Genomic DNA, 18062 nt, shown 5'->3' on the forward strand with positions numbered 1-18062 from the left:
TTACTCCAAGAATTAAAGTGTCACATTGATTCCAAAAGAAAAGTTTCTCATAATAGGATATACATATCCGTTAATATCAGACAGTTCCGGATCGAAATTATCGTTCAGTTTACTATACTCACAAAGATTATCACCGCTAAAGTAGACTCTCAAACGCTGAATCCCCCATGACTTAGTAAGCTTCGGACTTATCGTATAGCCCAATTGCAGATTCTTCAAACGAACATAAGCGGCATTCTGCAGCCAATGATCCGATATCTGGTAATTATGATTGGCACCGGCGTAATAGCGGGGGAATGCGGCATTGGGATTCTCCGGAGTCCAATAGTCATTATGCATTTTATACGAGAAGTTATTCCAGGTAGCGTAGTACGGGTTCATCACTTCGCTCGACAGATAAAAATTTCTTTTGCCTACCCCCTGCAATAACACTCCCAGATCGAATCCTTTCCATGCGGCAGTCAGATTCAACCCGAATGTATAACGGGGAGTCGTAGTTCCCAGATATTCCAGATCATTGGGAGCCGAAATCTTTCCGTCGCCGTCTTTATCGATGTATTTAATATCTCCCACACCTGTAATGGCCTTATTGAAGGCAGCCGAATTCTTCACCTCTTCTTCAGAAGTAAAATACCCGTCCGTACGGTATCCAAAGATAGACCCCAGGGAATACCCCTGCACTTTCTGATTGACACCGGCCACAAAACCATTGTATTCTACACCATAATCCACCAGCTTATCTTTCTGATCCGACAAATTAAAACGGGCTCCGTAAGAGAAATCCTTAATCTTATCCTGCCATCCGACCGTAACTTCCCAGCCTTTTACTTTAAGTTCTCCGTAGTTTCCTGTGGGCACATCGATACCTATTATACTGGGTATCTCGATGCTGACCAACATATCTTTGTTCTTCTTAATAAAATATTCACCCGTTACAGTCAAACGGTTTCTGAGGAATGCCATGTCGACAGCAATATTTTTCACCTCTACAGTTTCCCAGGTTCTGGACTCTGAAGGCAATTTCGAGATAACCGCCCATTGTCCCAATTCCGACTTAAAAGGATAATATCCATTGATGTTATAGCTGGCAATGTGGTCGTATAGCCCCAATCCATTCTGGTTACCCAATTGTCCCCACGAAGCACGCAATTTCAGATTATCAAAGATGTGCTGATTTTGCATAAACTTCTCTTCTGTGATTCTCCATCCGACAGATGCCGAAGGGAACACTCCCCACCTGTTTTTCTTTGAGAAACGGGAAGAAGCATCCGCACGGAAATTCACTTCTACCAGATATTTGGCAGCAAAAGCATAGCTTGCACGCATAAATCCGGAGAGCAACGCCCATTCATTTTCATCAGCGGCGTTCGACCATCCGTCGGTATCTCCCAGATTCAGTGCAGGCAGTTCATTGCCGACAATATTGGTACGCTTTCCCTGAAGATCTTCATACAGGTTTTCTTCGGCCGACCATCCGCCGAGGACATTGATATCATGTTTTCCAAATACCCCTTTGTATTCGGCAATCAACTGTCCGGTCAGATATTGTCGATGGGAGTTGTTCTGCGTAACCGAGTTCGGGCTTTTCTGGCCAAAAGCTGTTGAAATCAAACCATCCACTCCATATTTTCCGTAAGCTCTGCGCCATTCTTTCTTCTGTCCATCCAAAATATTGGCGCCTCCTACGGCCCGGAGAGAAAGACCTTTCACCGGTTTATACTCTAAAGTAAATACTCCCTCGATACGTTGATTGCGAGTACGCCCTTCGCCACCTTCCTTCAGAGCCTGTATCGGATTCAATTGCATACGATGCCGCGAATAATTTCCGTTGGGATCATAAACAGGCATATTGGGACCCGCTTGTATAAAGGTGATATAAGGAATCGACCAGGAACCCTCGGCAGCATGATAAAGATTCACTCCACGTGAATAGCTGATGCGACTGTCCAGTGACAGTTTGTCCTTGATCAACTCGACACTGATATTGGAACGGAGATTAATCCGGTCATAATTGTCCGGCCCATACTCAGAGAACATTCCGTTCTGATCGAGCCAACCGATAGAGAAAAGGTATTTCAAACGATCAGAAGCTTTCGAAATGGTTAAATTATGAGTTTGCTGGAAACTATGGTCCATCATCAGGTCAATCCAGTCCATATCCGAAGTGTATGTCCACTCCTTACCGTTGGGGATGGCAATCGTATTCGGATCTTTAATGGCATCGATTGCCTTTTGAGAAAAAGGAACGGCCAGTCCGGCATTGGTAAACGCGACATTGGATAATAATGCATGATCCAGTCCTGTATTGCTTTCGGGCAGACGTGTAGGAGTATTGAAAGAGAAGTTTCCGGTATACTCTACTTTCACTTTCTCCGAAGTTCCTTTCTTAGTAGTGACAAGCACGACTCCTTCCGCAGCCCTTGCACCATAGATAGCGGCAGAAGCGGCATCCTTCAAAACCGAGATTGTTTCAATATCCTGTGGGTTTACCGTATTGATATCTCCCGGCATTCCATCAATGATCACCAATGCGCCGGCACTGTTCACAGAAGTGTTGCCTCGTATCTTAAAAGAGGCAAACTCTCCGGGCTTGCCTGTACCCGAAGTTACCGTCAATCCGGATACGGTGCCTTGCAGGGCATCGGTCGCGCTGCGTATCGGACGGTTCTCGATGACATCCGCATCGACAGTCTCCACAGCACCTGTCAGATTCACTTTCTTCTGAGTTCCATAACCCACTACAACAACTTCATCCAACAACTCCGCATCTTCTTTTATCTTTATTTTCAACACCTTCCCGGGGATGACTTTTACTTCTTGTGCAGAGTAACCGATATACGAAACCACCAGCACGGCACCGGGATTTACATTCAGGGAGAAATCACCGTTGAAATCGGTTACGATACCATTGGTAGTTCCCTTCTCCAATATACTGGCGCCAATGACAGGTTCACCGGCCATATCTGTAACATTACCTTTCACCTGGATCTTATTCGCCTGCTGGGCAATTGCAGTTTGATTCTCTCTCTTATCTGATAGAATGATGTGCATGCCTTCCATCTCATAAGCAATCTTGTTTCCAAGCAACTTCTTTAAAACTTCCGAGACCGGTTTCTCCGAAACGCGGATAGAAGTACGTTCTTTCACATCAATGTTATTCGAATACATAAATAAATAATCTGTCTGATGTTCGATCTCATTAAGTATTTCTTCCAAAGGGACATTAGTTTTATGTATCGATACCTTGGCATTTTGAGAATTGACAGTACCTGCGATTGTGCTGAACACACAAAAGAAAAGTAAGAATATAGTGACTCTCATAGTTTTTAATAATTGTTTGATAGACGAATTTTTAGGTACACAAAAATCCGTGCAACGAGTATTTTTCATATCTTTGCTTTATAAATTCGATTAATATTTTTCTTTTTAGGGAAAAGAAGAATGTTTCTCCTTTTAGCTGGCAGGTATTGCAGTACCTGCCGGCTTTTTTATTTCAGGTTAGATTTAATAAGTGTTTTCCATAGGCTGCATGTATGTTTTTAAGGGTTAAACAAATTATTTTATAACGAATGTGTTTTCTTCATCATTCCGCACATATTTAAATTTCACATCTTTCTGCAAAACCCGCAACGCATATTCAATGCCGTCAGACAAGCGGAACTTAACAGTCAGCACCGGGTTATTTATTTTAGCTGCGTCAAACCGGATATGGACTCCATAATACTTTTTGAGCTCTTCCAGTATTTCAGAAAAATGTCTGTTTTTAAAGCAGATCAGTCCCTCACGCCAACGATAAATATCAAAATCAGTGATCTTCTCTACACTCATCTTGCCTCCTTTCAGCACTGCCTTATAAGAGGGTTGCAATATGAACTGGGAGTTAGCTGCCCTGACACGAACACTGCCTTCTATCAGTGCAGTCTCAAACTTCTTTGTACCTGAGTATGCTTCTACATAAAATTTAGTACCCAGTACCTCTACCTGTTCGTCATCCGGAGTATAAACAATAAAAGGTCTTCCGGTATTCCGTACGACTTCGAAATAAGCCTCTCCGTCAATCTGCACTTCCCTTTTATCATCAAAATGCTGCGAATACTCAATTCTCGTATTCGAGTTAAGCCACACCCGGCTTCCGTCGGGCAAGGTTATATTGGCCATTTGTCCCTTCAAAGTATTTACCACACTTTTAGTTGCGGGCTTCTCGGACTGATTGTTCCAGAAAAATGCCGTTCCAAAAGCAATCAACAAAACGGCGGCCACCTTCAGGCATTCAAGACTTATCTTCCGAATCAGCTGCCTGCGCTTCATCTGTTTCTCCTCAGACACAACCTGTTCTTTCAATATAATGGTATCGAAAAACTTTCGCTCACGCAAATACTCTTTCCAGTTTTCATCCGAAGCTTCAAGATATTGCCGGATTTTATGCTCTTCTTCCGGAGTAGCGTCTCCATTAAAATATCGATATAATATTTCTTTTTCTATTTTCATAAGTCGGTCTTAATTGCATTCATTATAATAACACGCCAACAATTAATCCCCCTAGTAAAAAAGTTTTTTTTATTTTTAATTTCGGGACAGAAAGTCACATAAGAAAGGAAAAAGGACAAGATAATCTTTTAAAGCAACACGCAACTCTTTGGTAGCCTTAGAGATATGAAACTCGACTCCCTTCACGGTCATTCCCATAATTTCAGCAATTTCTTTATGGGACTTGTTGTCGTAACGGCTTAAAAGAAAAATTCGGGCGGTAGTAGCAGATAAACGGGAAATAACACGATCGATAATATCCTGCACTTCACTGGCAAACAATGCATTGGGTTCACAGGCATCCAGTGTGGCAATACGATTGGACAACTCCCACTCAGAATGTGAGGCGACACGGTCAGAAACGTCATTAACCAACTGTAAATGGCGCAGATAATTGAGACATTTATTTTTTACGACAGTAAGTACATAGGCAGCCGGATTGATTTCCGGAGTCATATGATCCCGATTCTCCCAATAAGCCATCAGAGACTCCATAACAATATCTTCCGCCACAACTTCGTCACGGGTGTAAGTCCATGCAAATCGGATAAACCGATGTTGATTCTCGGTAAAGAACTTATTAAATGAAGCTAAATCATTGATAGTAGCTGACATAGAATTTTGCTACGAAGTATTACTTACTGCGGCAAAAATAGATAACTATAACTATATAACCAAACTAAAATATAAGTAATTGAAATAAATAGTTATTATTCTGTATAATATCAAAACTCCGAGTTTATCATCTCTGGCGGATCAGGTTCATAAACTCTTCACGGGTCTTAGCCTGATTAAAAGCTCCTGTAAAGTCGGAAGTAGTAGTTACGGAATTCTGTTTTTCCACTCCGCGCATCTGCATACACATATGCTTGGCTTCCACCACGACCATTACGCCCAGCGGATTCAACGTTTCCTGAATACACTCTTTAATTTGCAGCGTCATCCGTTCCTGCACTTGCAGCCGATGAGAGAAAATATCGACCACACGGGCTATTTTACTTAATCCGGTGATATATCCGTTAGGTATATAAGCTACATGAGCTTTGCCATAGAAAGGCAACATGTGGTGTTCGCAAAGTGAGAAGAAATCTATATCCTTCACAATCACCATCTGACTGTACTCTTCCTGAAACTTGGCAGAACGAAGAACTTCATGCGGGTCCATGTGGTAGCCTTTGGTCAAGGTCAACATGGCTTTAGCTACACGTTCGGGAGTTTTTAATAATCCTTCCCGTTCAGCATCTTCGCCCAACAAAGTAATTATACTGCGATAGTGATTCTTTAAATCTTCCAAAGCCGGAGAAATGATTTCTTCTTTTTCTAACATGATTACAGAGGAATATTAATTTGATCTTTAACAATAGAGACTTCTTTAAACACACCGGTTGCTTTCAGCTTACGCATCATGGCATCAGCTTCTTCGATGCTGCGAAAATCACCGACTCTACACAACCACCGGGGAGGATTGAAAGAAGTATAAACCGAAAGTTCGGGAAAGTACTCCTTGACACGGGTACCTACCTGATGGGCTTCATTCTTGGCCTGGCGGGTATTATTACCGGCATAAGCCTGCACCCGATAACCGGACGACTTTATAACAGTCTGCTCTCCTGTGCCGGTGCGGGCAGTTCCCAGCAAAGCTTCGATGCGGGAATCCTGATGAATAGTTACTTTCCCTTGCCCCGGTACATTACGTTCCAGACTTTTCACGATATTGCTTTGAGCCCGGACAACCGCAGCACAAACAAACAAGAACAAAAGTAAACCCAGTTTCTTCATAAATTTATAAGATTGAGAATTGGGGTATTAAAAACCGGCAAATTACTATTCTCCGGCTTTTAACCCCCAATTTTAATTAATTGAATGCGTCAATGATACCTTTGAAGTCAGCAACTTTCAGGGCAGCACCACCGATCAGACCACCGTCAACATCAGGATTAGCAAACAGTTCTTTAGCATTAGAAGGTTTGCAGCTACCACCATAAAGGATTGAAGTGTTGTCAGCGATTTCTTTTCCGTATTTCTCAGCAACAGCCGAACGGATGAACGCATGGATTTCCTGAGCCTGAGCAGGAGAAGCTGTTTTACCGGTACCGATAGCCCAAACCGGTTCGTAAGCCAGAACGATCTTAGAGAAATCTTCCGCCGAAAGATCGAATACAGATGCCAACTGAGCAGCAACAACCTCGTTCTGTTTGTTAGCCTCGCGTTCTTCCAGAACCTCACCGATACAGAAAATCGGAGTCAGACCATTTGCCAAAGCCAGTTTCACTTTGTCCTTCAGGATCTCAACCGTTTCACCATAGTAAGCACGACGTTCCGAGTGACCCAGAATAACGTATTTAGCACCGGTAGAAGCTACCATAGCAGCCGATACTTCACCTGTATAAGCTCCGGATTCTTTGTCAGCACAGTTCTCAGCACCTACACCGATCTTAGCTGCATCTACCAAAGGAGTAACAGAAGCAAGGTGAATAAACGGAGTACAGATAATGACATCACAGTTAGGCTTTTCGTTAGCCAAAGCTTCATTCAGTTCTTTTGCAAGAGCAATACCCTCCTGAAGGGTTTTGTTCATTTTCCAGTTTCCTGCAACAATGTTCTTTCTCATTTTGTTTTTTATTAAAAGGGTTAATAAATTTTCAATTCTATTATTCATCTACGCCTCAGAAGAGGATTTTGAATTTTCGACAGCTTTTTCAGCAGCTCTTTTCCGCCTCTTTTCCAAACGCTTCACCACCAATATATCGACACCGAGAACCATCAATAAAGGAATAGCAAACCAAAGGAGCACATACCCAATCGTATGCACATCACTTTCTTCTTTCTGTTTTCCCAATTCCAGATTCTCCAGTTTGTCAGTCAAAGCATATTCGTCGGGCAGCTCACTATCACTCCATTTATTAAGGATAGTACCTTCTTTAATCAACATCAGTCCGGGGTTGGAACGTATCATTGTTTTCAACGTAATATCATCCATCAGGCAGAAAGGGTATTCCGCACCTGTTTTATCTTTCCATTGTTCTATCTGATCATCCAACGAAGAAGTCAGGCAGTAAAAGCCATATCCGTGTTCCACCGCATAGTCGTAAATCTCATTGATCAGGTCGATATTACTGTCATCGGCCTCTTCTATGCGATGAGCCACCAATAAGAACGTATAGTTTTTATCAGACAATACCTCCTCTGTAATATCTTCACCCGTTTCAAGATTGGTCATCGAGAAATCGTGGATAGAAGGTTCATAGCCCTTTTCTTTTACAATGGTCCGTGCTTCAATGAATTTCCAGGTACTATCCGGATAATTCTCCAAAGAAAATTCTTTCTTCTCGCCATTTTTTTCCAGTACAAACACACTCTCGTACACCGTAGGCTTTGCTCCTTCCGGAACACCCATACTTTCCGGAATGTTTTTTCCTATTTTATAAGGACGGAAATCTAATATCGGCAAGTTTCCCAAACAATAAAACGAAAGCGCAAACACATATAGAAAAGTATATAGAGATACGAGCCATTCCATTTTGGCACTGATAAAGCGAATCATCTGATGCTTCCACCTAAAAACGGAAATTGCAGCTATCAACAAAATAATGTTCTTCCAGAACGTTTGCCAGTTGGTCAAGACCCATGCATCACCAAAACAGCCGCAGTCAGACACCGGATTAGCTAAAGCCAGATACAGGGTCAGCGGTGTCATAAAAATCATCAGCAACAAAGCCAACCATGTAGCAGTCGTTTTCCGGATGCCAAAAAACAAAAAGATACCTACCGAAAATTCAATGGCTGATAAAACAATACCTGCCAGCAATGGAAAAAAAGCCGGGAACCATGTCCCCATACCGAAAGCATCAAGGTAGTCTTGTATTTTATACTCCGAACCCAATGGATCGACCGCCTTCGCAAATCCTGAAAAGATAAACACCCCTGCCAGCGCAAAGCGGCACAGGTTAGTCCATACTTTCTGAATAATATGTAGTTCTCTATCCTTCAAATTCTATCTTAATCAATCCGAAAACAGAATAGTTAATCATATCCATATAATTGGCATCAATGCCTTCCGAGACCAATGTCTGACCGGCAAGACTCTCAATCTGCTTGGTACGGTAAATCTTCATCAATATCAAATCGGTATATGAGCTGATGCGCATACTCCGCCATGCTTCATCGTAATCGTGATTCTTGGCAAGCATCAATTCCAATGCTTCCTTCGCATGCTTGTCATAAAGAGCCAATGCCTCTTCCACTGTAATATCAGCAGACTCTGCATATCCCAGTTCCAACTGTATCAACCCGACAATACCATAGTTGACAATAGCGATAAACTCGGAACGGATTCCCTCATCGACAAGAGTCACCCCCTTTACTTCAATGCTGCGAATACGATTGGCCTTGATAAATATTTGGTCGGTCACGGAAGCAGGACGCAAAATACGCCATGCAGGACCGTAATCATGCAGTTTTTTAGAGAATAGGTCACGGCATAAAGCAATGACATGTTCAAATTGTTGCTTGGTATCTTTCATTTCCTTACAAATAGTGTGCAAAGGTAACAATAATTAAAGTAAAAAGAAAAGAGGGCACTCTAAATTATATTAAAGTGCCCTCTTCCGACTATGTAGTATAACTATTATGAACAGCGCAATACTTGACCCGGACGAAGTGTGGTCTTTGTAGTAATACGATTCAACTTACAAAGTGTGCTGACGGAAACGCCACGCAATTTAGCAATTCGGGACAAACTGTCGCCTTTCTTCACCTTGTAATATCTGATTTCACCGTCCGATGCTATATTAGTATCGTGAGAACCGGCTCTGTTACGTTCGTAACCTCTTGTTTTTCTGAACGTATATGTATCTGCAACAATATCCTGTTTCGGGAAGTCAAACATCAATGCCGGATTGATGGCAATACCCAGGAAACGTGTTTCAAAATGGAGGTGAGATCCTGTCGAACGACCGGTGTTTCCACCCAAAGCGATCGGCTCCCCGGCTTTCACTAACTGATTTTCCTCTACCAACTGTTTAGATAAGTGGCCATATACAGTTTCCAGACCATTGTCATGACGAATAACGACATATTTACCATATCCTCTACGCTCGTATTTCACAATACGTACCTTTCCGTCAAAAGCTGCAACAATGGTATCGCCAATATTCACTTTGATATCAAGTCCGTTGTGCATTCTTCTCCAACGGGGACCGAAAGGAGATGTAATACGGGTACTCGGAGTAGGCATATGGAAGCCGGTCAGATCGATCGTATAAGAATCGGGAATAATAGCATCCTTTCCGTAAGCATGTACGTACTGGTTGTTCCAATTAGGATATAGACTCAACGCAGGATATTCAGATTGTTCTGCACGGATCTGTTTCTGCAATGCTAATGAATCTACACTTTTTAATTTTCTGTCAATCGGTGCCTGACGGGCAATCAAATCCTGAGAAAAAGAATTCAGGCTGACCATAGCCGCAGCGGCAATCATTACTGTTTTAATGCAATTGAAATTCATTCGTCTTGTTAATTCAATTCAATCAATATTCGTCATTCGCATACAGGTAATCAAAAGTAGCCTGCTTGTAATCGAATATTTCTTCCGGTTTAAAGAATCTATTTAATTCGACAGCTGCGGTTTCAGGCGAATCAGAGGTATGAACAATGTTTTCTTGAAAACTCATACTGTAATCTCCGCGAATGGTCCCCGGCGCTGCCAGACGTCCGTTGGTTGGTCCCGCCAATGCACGAACGGCTTGAATAGCATCCACACCTTCAAAACAACAAACGATAACGGGAGCCGTCATCATGGAATCTTTCACTCGCTGAAAGAATGGTTTCGAACTAAGGTGTGAATAATGCTCACTTAACACTTCATCAGTCAACTGCACCATCTTCATTCCTGCCAAACGCAATCCTTTACGCTCAAAACGACGAGTGATCTCGCCAACCAGCCCCCGCTGAAGGGTACAAGGTTTCAGAATGACTAATGTTTTTTCCATCATAACGTACAGTTTCAAAAGGTTAAAGTGCTCATTTATTTAAAAATTCCCCCAAAGATAGCATTTCCAGACGAAACAGAAGGCATGTTCTTAACTATTTTTTATAAGAGTAAGGCATGGAATTAAAGAAATATTTCTCCAAACAACCGTAAATAAAGGGAATAAGAGAAAATATGTTATGCAACATGTTTATGTAAAAAAGCTACATGTTTAACCGTTTTTCAACTAATAGCAGCCCAGTTAACATTCGTCTTGCGCAATGCTCTCAACTGTTGCCACAAAATCGCATTCTCCGGTAATACTCCGCCAAGATCGGCATCTGTTATTTCTTCAGCAATAGTGCGCACATATTGCAAAAGCTGTCCGTCACGGGCTATGTCCGCGATCTTCAGGTCGAAAGCAATGCCACTTTGTTGCGTACCCTCCAAGTCCCCGGGACCGCGTAGTTTAAGATCTGCCTCGGCTATTTCAAATCCGTCATTGGTGCGCACCATAATTTCAAGCCGCTTCCGGGTCTCTTCGGTAAGTTTATACGTAGTAACTAAAATACAATAAGACTGATCAGCTCCACGCCCCACTCGCCCACGTAGCTGATGTAACTGGGATAGTCCGAAACGTTCGGCATTCTCGATAATCATCACCGAAGCATTGGGCACATTCACACCGACTTCAATTACTGTGGTGGCTACCATGATCTGCGCATCACCCGAAATAAAAAGTTGCATCTGTGCATCCTTCTCAGCAGGCTTCATCTTGCCATGCACTTTGCAGACCTTACAGTCGGGGAACTCTTCACAGATATGCAGATATCCTTCTTCAAGATTCTTTAGATCAATCTTTTCACTCTCTTTAATCAGTGGATAAACAATATAAACCTGGCGGCCTTCCTCTATCTGTTTCCGTACCGAACGATACAAACTTTCTCTACGGTTATCAAACTGGTGAATCGTAGCAATCGGCTTACGGCCGGGAGGTAATTCGTCTATAACCGAAACATCCAGATCACCATAAAGTGTCATAGCCAATGTACGTGGGATCGGAGTAGCAGTCATAACCAACACATGAGGTGGCTGAACACTTTTACTCCACAGGCGGGCACGTTGTGCCACTCCAAAGCGGTGTTGTTCGTCGATGACAGCCAATCCCAGCGAAGCAAAATTTACAGTATCTTCAATCACGGCATGGGTACCTATCAAGATGTGTACATCTCCGGTCAGGAGTCCCGCAAGAATAGCTTCCCGTTTCTTGCCTTTTACCGAGCCTGTCAGCAACTCCACCCTTACATCCATCCCAAACAACAGTTCTCTGATGGTATCGTAATGTTGGTTAGCCAAAATTTCGGTAGGCGCCATCATGCAAGCCTGAAATCCATTATCCAGTGCCATCAACATGCTCATCAATGCCACCAATGTTTTTCCACTTCCAACATCTCCCTGCAATAGCCGGTTCATTTGCTTTCCACACCCTACGTCTTGTCTGATCTCCCTTAAAACTCTCTTTTGAGCGCCTGTCAATTCGAAAGGGAGATTCTTTGAATAGAACGTATTAAAAATCTCTCCTACCGTTTCAAAAACATAGCCGCGATATTTGCGTTGCCTGTCTTTGGCATACCGCAGAATATTGAGTTGTACGTAGAAGAGTTCTTCAAACTTAAGACGATATTGTGCTTTTCGCAACAATTCCGGATTAGAAGGAAAATGAATATTCCGCAATGCATCCGTCAAAGACATCAAATGATGATCGGCAATCAGTTTAGGTGAAAGTGTTTCGGACAAAGGCTCCTGAATCTGTCCGATAACGGTTGCCATCATTTTTTCAATCGCATGGGAGTTAAGAAAGCTGCGCTTCATCTTCTCCGTCGTATTATAATAGGGCTGAAGTCCCATTGACGACAATTTCAGATCGGCGGGACTATCTATATCGGGATGGGCTACATTGATTCTTCCGTTAAACACCGTTGGCTTACCGAAAACAATGTATTCTTCATGAAGTTTATATTTATTGGTAACATACTTTATACCTTGAAACCATACTAGGTCAACCACTCCCGTACCATCCGAAAAATGCGCCAACAGCCTCCTCTGACGTCCTTCACCAAATGTTTCGAATCCTAATATCTTCCCTTTCAATTGTATATACGGCATATTTCCATCTATTTCATGAATGTAATAGATGCGACTCCGGTCTACATATTTATAAGGGAAATAATAGAGCAGGTCATGCAATGAATAAATCTCCAGCTCTTTATTCAAAACCGCAGCTTTCTGCGGGCCGACACCGGATAAGTACTTTATGTCTCGTGTAGTTAAATCGAACATTACAACAAGGCTGAAGCTACTTTCAAATCAAAAGGAGTAGTTATTTTTATATTTTCACGATTCCCCTCCACCAGGTAGACAGGAACACCCATGGCTTCCACCACCGAAGCATCATCTGTAAAAAAGGGAGTAAATTCCTGTTCATAAGCTCTCTTCAGCAGATCTGCATCGAACACCTGGGGAGTCTGCACTAATTTATAGTCATTACGGCTTACGGTTTCACTGCCCGATTCGGTGAGATGACGCACAGTTTCTACCACATCAATGACGGGTATGACGGCTTTTCGGACTACTGCTTCCAGGAAGCAGCGGGCAATCACTTCCTGTGAAACGAAAGGACGGACACCATCATGTATTCCCACTACACCGATACCGTTCACAAGAGCCAATCCATTCTTGACCGAATGGAAACGTGTTTCACCTCCATCGGCAATCAGATGTTTAATGTCAAAGCCATGCTCTTCACAAAGTTCACGCCAAAAGTCCTGTTGCTCCCGAGGTAATACAAGAATAATCTGCATTTTTTCATCGAAACGGTGAAAAGCTTCCAGCGTACGCATCAATACAGGTTTACCACCGATGGGAAGAAACTGTTTGGGAAGTTCGCTCCCCATACGGAGTCCCTTCCCTCCGGCTACAATCAAAGCAGTCCGACACATAAGCTTAACGTCTTACGCACATAGCCTCTACCAGTTCGTTCACTTTTTCTTTGCCCAACAATGTATCCACAATAGTCAATGCAAACTCCATGGCAGCTCCCGGTCCCATCCCGGTAATAATATTACCATCTCTTACAACCGGTTCGTTAGTGCAGTCCGCCCCATCCAGATATTGTTCGAAACTGGGGTAACAAGTAACTCTGCGTCCTTTCAGGAGTCCCAGTTTCCCAAGTACCATCGGAGCAGCACAAATGGCTGCAATAGGCTTGTTTTTCTCTGCAAAACTAAGAATTAATTTACGCAACCCTTCATGTTTGTCCAAAGTGGCAGCTCCCGGCATACCTCCGGGTAAAAACAGCAGCTCAGCATCAAAGAAGTCACAATTTTCAAAATTCTTATCGCAAAGCACAGATACGTCATGCGCTCCGACTACAATCTCGTCCGGAGTAACAGATACTATTTCGACATCTAAACCTGCGCGTCTCAATGTATCAATTGTAGTAAGCGCTTCAATTTCTTCAAATCCATCTGCGAAAAATGCATAAACAGTTCCCATAATCTATATCATTTAGATGTTACAAACTTAAAGCGACCGGCCTTTTAAGGGTGCGGCACCCTAAGCATTAATTATTTCAAATTAAAATAATAAGTAATTGTTCCCGTCTGGTTGTTTACTCCGTCCACAGCATTAAAACGAGCCTTCTTAGCCGCATCTTCAGCTGCCTTACGTAAAGTCGAATTTACCGTATTTGTCAATCGGTTGATGCTCGTAGCAATCACATGACCGGCAGGGTTTACCGTGATAGAAACAACGACACGTCCCTCTTCCTGAACATTGTATACCGGACGAGGCAAACCACCTTCTCCTATAGAACGTCCTCCAAGATTAAATGTTCCATACCCTCCGACTCCGGATTTTGCTCCGGTCAAAGAATTACCGTCTTTACTTCCTTCAACTCCTTCTCCTGAAGTAGCCGTACCTTTACTTCCCCCCATTTGCGAACCTTTACCAAAAGCACCGGCCACTCGTTTACTGGCAGCTTCCGCTGCAGCCTTACGTTCACGTTCCGCCTTTTCCTCGGCAAGCTTTTTAGCTTCGGCAGCTTTTTCTTCGGGAGTTTTCTCAGGTTTCTTTGCCACTTTCGGTTTTTCCTTCTTAGGTTCGGCCTTAGGCTTTACCACAACCGTTTCTTCTTCGGTCTGAGTAATCATTTCCTGTTCAGTCTCCACTTCCGGTTCGGGCTGCGGAGCCGGCACTTCTTCCGGTAAAACCTCCACGTCCACCATGGTAGAAGGATCATAGTTTCCATAAGCAGCATCCACATCTCCCATCATAACAGGTACTCCCCCGGCTTCTTCGTCCGGATGCGGGATAGCAAAACTTACGAGAATCAAAAGAGCAATAATAGCCACATGCACCAACAATGCACCCAACGCCCCTATATATTCACTCTTTCTTTTTATGTTCATTTCTTCTTTGTTTCCGGCGGGCGTGTAGCCAACACCATTTTAAAATGATTCTCATTAGCGATGTTCAGCACTTTAACGATTTCGCGATAAGGCACAGTTTCATCTGCATAGAGAGCAACATACATCTCAGGTTCTTTATCCGCACAACTTTGGAGGAATGGAGTTAACTCTTCCAACCCCAAAGCATGCTCTTTTTCATTACCAAACGCTGCATAATAGTTCAGGTCCTTATCAATAATAACCCTTGTCAACGGCTTGGCCGAAGTTTGCTGTTTCCCCTGTGGCAACAGCACTTTAATCGCATTGGGCGACACAACAGTTGAGGTTATCATAAAAAAGATAAGCAACAGGAATATGACATCCGTCATAGATGCCATACTAAAGTTGGGTGATATTTTTGCTCGACGCTTTAATGCCATAAAATAATTCTTCAAGATGCCAATCTGTCAATGTGCTAATTGGCTACGCACTTTATTTTATCTCAGCACTTTATTTTTGTGCAGGTTCATTAAGCAAATCCATAAACTCCATAGTTCTGGATTCCATCTTATTGACCACTCGGTCTACCAACATCACCAGGTAGTTGTAAGCAAACATAGCAATAATACCCACAATCAAACCACCCACAGTAGTAATCATGGCTTCATAAATACCTCCTGAAAGCAATGTTATGTCTATGTTACCGCTTCCGGCATTCGCCATTTCGTAAAATGCCCGCACCATACCGGTTACCGTACCCAGGAAGCCAAGCATCGGTGCACCACCGGAAATGGTAGCCATTACCGTCAGTCCTTTCTCTAACTTGGCCACCTCTATATTTCCCACATTTTCAATAGCAACCTGCACATCATTTACCGGACGTCCCAAACGGCTGATACCTTTCTCAATCATGCGGGCTGAAGGAGTATTTATCGTACGACAGTAATTAATGGCCGATTTTATCTCCCCACTATGGATATAATCTTTAATCTTCTCCATAAACATCGGATCTTCTTTACCGGCTTTCCGAATCATATAGTTACGTTCGAACAGAATGTAGAAACAGACAACAGACAGTACGGCCAGTACAATCATAATCCATCCACCCTTGATAGCCATATCAAGCATATTCATTTCTGCCGGTGCAGATACAGGAGTCAATACAGGATTGGCCGATGCAACGGAGTCAGCCAGATTGGTAGCCACTTGGGCTAATAGTAGCATTGCATTCATTAGCGAAGACAGTTTTTATATTCTTGGATGGTACGTTCCAGTCCCAGATACAGTGCATCGCTTATCAAAGCATGACCGATAGAGACTTCGTCCAACCAAGGTATGTTTTTATAAAAATAATTCAGATTCAATAAACTCAAGTCATGACCGGCATTCAGACCGATCCCCAATCTACGTGCCGCTTTTGCCGCTTCAACAAAAGGAGCAACAGCCGCAGCCGGATCTTTCGGATAGGCAGTAGCATAGGGCTCGGTATATAATTCTACCCGATCGGCACCTGCTTTCGCAGCATATTCAATCATTTCCGCATCGGGTGCCACAAATACGGATGTACGGATACCTGCCCCGTTAAATTCATCCAATACTTCTGTCAGGAAATCAAAGTTAACCTTGGTATCCCATCCCGAATTAGAAGTTATCTGAGAAGGATCATCCGGAACCAAAGTCACCTGATGAGGTTTCACCTTCAACACCAAGTCAATAAACTCAGGAGAAGGATATCCTTCAATATTAAATTCGGTCCGAAGCAACGGACGCAAATCATACACATCCGAACGACGGATATGGCGTTCATCCGGACGGGGGTGAACCGTTATTCCGTCAGCACCGAAACTCTCACAATCCAACGCCACCTTAACCACGTTCGGAACATTTCCCCCACGGGCATTCCGAAGGGTAGCCACTTTGTTTATGTTCACACTTAATTTAGTCATAGTTCTATGTCTTAATATAATACGGAGCTTTTACCCATATGTTTTGCGCAAAAGTACAAATATTAGCGATAAGATAACAGCAATACCGAAAAAAAATCCCAAATTTGCGACATACTAGAAACTTTTATCAACATGAAATTTGCCATTTTCGGAAATACATACCAAGCTAAGAAGTCCTCACATGCTGCCACCCTGTTCAAATTACTCGAGAAACATGGAGCTGAAATCTGCGTATGCAGGGAGTTTCATCGTTTTCTGAAGTCCGATTTAAAACTGAACGTTAAGGCAGATGATTTGTTCGATGAAAACAATTTTGATGCCGACATGGTGATCAGCATTGGCGGTGACGGCACTTTTCTGAAGGCAGCACGCCGTGTAGGCAATAAAGGAATCCCTATTTTAGGCATCAATACCGGACGATTAGGGTTTCTGGCAGATGTATCTCCGGAAGAAATGGAAGAAACGATTGAAGAGGTTTATCAGAACCATTATACTGTTGAGGAACGAAGTGTACTCCAGTTACTTTGTGACGATAAACATTTACAAAATTCGCCTTATGCTCTCAATGAAATAGCCATTCTGAAACGAGACAGTTCATCAATGATCAGTATCCGTACAGCAATCAACGGGGCACATCTCACTACTTATCAAGCAGACGGTTTGATTATTGCTACTCCAACAGGTTCTACTGCCTATTCATTAAGCGTAGGTGGCCCTATTATCGTTCCACACTCCAAAACGATTGCAATCACTCCTGTCGCCCCACACAGTTTAAATGTAAGGCCTATAGTAATCTGTGATGACTGGGAAATTACTTTAGATGTAGAAAGCCGTAGTCATAACTTTCTGGTAGCAATAGACGGTAGCAGTGAAACCTGTAAAGAGACTACTCGTCTCACTATCCGTAGAGCAGACTATAGCATTAAGGTGGTGAAACGCTTTAACCACATCTTTTTCGATACCTTGCGTACCAAAATGATGTGGGGGGCTGACAGTAGAGTGTAAAACAGCTCACAAAAGCACCTTCCTTATATCCCTCTACTCTTACGACACATTTTTTCCTATATAAAACCCATTCATTCGCTTGAATCGCCTCTTTTGCAAGGCTCCGTGCCCCCAAGGGATGCGGAGATACCCACCTCTTCCAATAACCGTTATATAGGACAAGAA

The 18062-nt window shown here is 42.9% G+C and carries 18 protein-coding genes; 1 reads left to right on the forward strand and 17 read right to left on the reverse strand.

From position 1 onward, the window contains the following. Positions 1-12 precede the first annotated feature (12 nt). The 17 genes from BF9343_RS17975 to BF9343_RS18055 all read right to left on the reverse strand — a co-directional run bounded on the left by BF9343_RS17975 (position 13) and on the right by BF9343_RS18055 (position 16892). Positions 13-3390: a SusC/RagA family TonB-linked outer membrane protein gene (locus tag BF9343_RS17975; protein ID WP_041926261.1), complete on the reverse strand. Its 3378-nt coding sequence runs from the start codon at positions 3388-3390 to the stop codon at positions 13-15. Between the two features lie 165 nt (positions 3391-3555). Beyond that, positions 3556-4488 carry a FecR family protein gene (locus BF9343_RS17980; protein ID WP_005798453.1) on the reverse strand — a complete coding sequence of 311 codons (933 nt, stop codon included), beginning with the start codon at positions 4486-4488 and terminating at the stop codon, positions 3556-3558. Positions 4489-4563: 75 nt separating this feature from the next. After that, complete coding sequence (locus BF9343_RS17985) at positions 4564-5142, reverse strand: RNA polymerase sigma-70 factor (RefSeq protein WP_005791112.1); 579 nt, start codon at positions 5140-5142, stop codon at positions 4564-4566. A 127-nt stretch (positions 5143-5269) separates the two neighbouring features. After that, positions 5270-5854, reverse strand: coding sequence for a GTP cyclohydrolase I FolE (folE, locus tag BF9343_RS17990; RefSeq protein ID WP_005791113.1), 585 nt, complete (start codon positions 5852-5854; stop codon positions 5270-5272). A gap of 2 nt (positions 5855-5856) precedes the next feature. Further along, entirely contained in the window at positions 5857-6306 is a 450-nt protein-coding gene (locus BF9343_RS17995) for an SPOR domain-containing protein (RefSeq protein ID WP_005791114.1), read from the reverse strand. Positions 6307-6382: 76 nt separating this feature from the next. After that, positions 6383-7138, reverse strand: coding sequence for a triose-phosphate isomerase (gene tpiA / locus BF9343_RS24015; RefSeq protein WP_005791115.1), 756 nt, complete (start codon positions 7136-7138; stop codon positions 6383-6385). Between the two features lie 48 nt (positions 7139-7186). After that, on the reverse strand, positions 7187-8518 hold the full coding sequence (locus BF9343_RS24020; RefSeq protein ID WP_041161418.1) for a BT_3928 family protein: 1332 nt from the start codon (positions 8516-8518) through the stop codon (positions 7187-7189). Beyond that, entirely contained in the window at positions 8508-9050 is a 543-nt protein-coding gene (locus BF9343_RS18010; RefSeq protein ID WP_005791117.1) for a DUF1599 domain-containing protein, read from the reverse strand. Before BF9343_RS18010 ends, BF9343_RS24020 begins: the two co-directional genes overlap by 11 nt. A gap of 104 nt (positions 9051-9154) precedes the next feature. Next, positions 9155-10036, reverse strand: coding sequence for a M23 family metallopeptidase (locus BF9343_RS18015; protein ID WP_008770039.1), 882 nt, complete (start codon positions 10034-10036; stop codon positions 9155-9157). Positions 10037-10058: 22 nt separating this feature from the next. Continuing rightward, complete coding sequence (gene ndk / locus BF9343_RS18020; RefSeq protein ID WP_008770040.1) at positions 10059-10523, reverse strand: nucleoside-diphosphate kinase; 465 nt, start codon at positions 10521-10523, stop codon at positions 10059-10061. 218 nt (positions 10524-10741) lie between these two features. Continuing rightward, complete coding sequence (gene recG / locus BF9343_RS18025) at positions 10742-12838, reverse strand: ATP-dependent DNA helicase RecG (RefSeq protein WP_010993548.1); 2097 nt, start codon at positions 12836-12838, stop codon at positions 10742-10744. Further along, on the reverse strand, positions 12838-13497 hold the full coding sequence (locus BF9343_RS18030) for a 2-C-methyl-D-erythritol 4-phosphate cytidylyltransferase (RefSeq protein ID WP_010993549.1): 660 nt from the start codon (positions 13495-13497) through the stop codon (positions 12838-12840). Before BF9343_RS18030 ends, recG begins: the two co-directional genes overlap by 1 nt. 4 nt (positions 13498-13501) lie before the next feature. Next, positions 13502-14053, reverse strand: coding sequence for a DJ-1 family glyoxalase III (locus BF9343_RS18035; RefSeq protein ID WP_005791124.1), 552 nt, complete (start codon positions 14051-14053; stop codon positions 13502-13504). Positions 14054-14124: 71 nt separating this feature from the next. Beyond that, the gene (locus tag BF9343_RS18040) at positions 14125-14967 is read right to left on the reverse strand and encodes a TonB family protein (protein ID WP_005791126.1); all 843 of its coding nucleotides are present in this window, start codon (positions 14965-14967) and stop codon (positions 14125-14127) included. Next, entirely contained in the window at positions 14964-15386 is a 423-nt protein-coding gene (locus tag BF9343_RS18045; protein WP_005791127.1) for an ExbD/TolR family protein, read from the reverse strand. The genes BF9343_RS18040 and BF9343_RS18045 overlap by 4 nt, the downstream gene beginning before the upstream one ends. 70 nt (positions 15387-15456) lie before the next feature. Next, entirely contained in the window at positions 15457-16179 is a 723-nt protein-coding gene (locus BF9343_RS18050; protein ID WP_005791129.1) for a MotA/TolQ/ExbB proton channel family protein, read from the reverse strand. Then, the gene (locus BF9343_RS18055) at positions 16179-16892 is read right to left on the reverse strand and encodes a pyridoxine 5'-phosphate synthase (RefSeq protein ID WP_005791132.1); all 714 of its coding nucleotides are present in this window, start codon (positions 16890-16892) and stop codon (positions 16179-16181) included. The genes BF9343_RS18050 and BF9343_RS18055 overlap by 1 nt, the downstream gene beginning before the upstream one ends. Before the next feature lie 132 nt (positions 16893-17024). Here BF9343_RS18055 and BF9343_RS18060 point away from each other — a divergent pair, with 132 nt between their 5' ends. Next, complete coding sequence (locus BF9343_RS18060) at positions 17025-17897, forward strand: NAD kinase (protein WP_005791134.1); 873 nt, start codon at positions 17025-17027, stop codon at positions 17895-17897. Positions 17898-18062 lie beyond the last annotated feature (165 nt).

Origin of the sequence: Bacteroides fragilis NCTC 9343 (genome assembly GCF_000025985.1) — a bacterium.
GTDB classification, from domain to species: domain Bacteria; phylum Bacteroidota; class Bacteroidia; order Bacteroidales; family Bacteroidaceae; genus Bacteroides; species Bacteroides fragilis.

Excerpts from the sequence above, each read along its gene's own strand:
- BF9343_RS17985 (WP_005791112.1), bottom strand. The coding sequence starts at position 5,142 with ATGTCAGCTACTATCAATGATTTAGCTTCATTTAATAAGTTCTTTACC.
- BF9343_RS18050 (WP_005791129.1), bottom strand. The coding sequence starts at position 16,179 with ATGAATGCAATGCTACTATTAGCCCAAGTGGCTACCAATCTGGCTGAC.
- folE (WP_005791113.1), bottom strand. The coding sequence starts at position 5,854 with ATGTTAGAAAAAGAAGAAATCATTTCTCCGGCTTTGGAAGATTTAAAG.
- ndk (WP_008770040.1), bottom strand. The coding sequence starts at position 10,523 with ATGATGGAAAAAACATTAGTCATTCTGAAACCTTGTACCCTTCAGCGG.
- BF9343_RS18055 (WP_005791132.1), bottom strand. The coding sequence starts at position 16,892 with ATGACTAAATTAAGTGTGAACATAAACAAAGTGGCTACCCTTCGGAAT.
- BF9343_RS17980 (WP_005798453.1), bottom strand. The coding sequence starts at position 4,488 with ATGAAAATAGAAAAAGAAATATTATATCGATATTTTAATGGAGACGCT.
- tpiA (WP_005791115.1), bottom strand. The coding sequence starts at position 7,138 with ATGAGAAAGAACATTGTTGCAGGAAACTGGAAAATGAACAAAACCCTT.
- BF9343_RS18010 (WP_005791117.1), bottom strand. The coding sequence starts at position 9,050 with ATGAAAGATACCAAGCAACAATTTGAACATGTCATTGCTTTATGCCGT.
- BF9343_RS17975 (WP_041926261.1), bottom strand. The coding sequence starts at position 3,390 with ATGAAAAATACTCGTTGCACGGATTTTTGTGTACCTAAAAATTCGTCT.
- BF9343_RS17995 (WP_005791114.1), bottom strand. The coding sequence starts at position 6,306 with ATGAAGAAACTGGGTTTACTTTTGTTCTTGTTTGTTTGTGCTGCGGTT.
- BF9343_RS18035 (WP_005791124.1), bottom strand. The coding sequence starts at position 14,053 with ATGGGAACTGTTTATGCATTTTTCGCAGATGGATTTGAAGAAATTGAA.
- BF9343_RS18040 (WP_005791126.1), bottom strand. The coding sequence starts at position 14,967 with ATGAACATAAAAAGAAAGAGTGAATATATAGGGGCGTTGGGTGCATTG.
- BF9343_RS18045 (WP_005791127.1), bottom strand. The coding sequence starts at position 15,386 with ATGGCATTAAAGCGTCGAGCAAAAATATCACCCAACTTTAGTATGGCA.
- BF9343_RS18060 (WP_005791134.1), top strand. The coding sequence starts at position 17,025 with ATGAAATTTGCCATTTTCGGAAATACATACCAAGCTAAGAAGTCCTCA.
- BF9343_RS18015 (WP_008770039.1), bottom strand. The coding sequence starts at position 10,036 with ATGAATTTCAATTGCATTAAAACAGTAATGATTGCCGCTGCGGCTATG.
- BF9343_RS18030 (WP_010993549.1), bottom strand. The coding sequence starts at position 13,497 with ATGTGTCGGACTGCTTTGATTGTAGCCGGAGGGAAGGGACTCCGTATG.
- recG (WP_010993548.1), bottom strand. The coding sequence starts at position 12,838 with ATGTTCGATTTAACTACACGAGACATAAAGTACTTATCCGGTGTCGGC.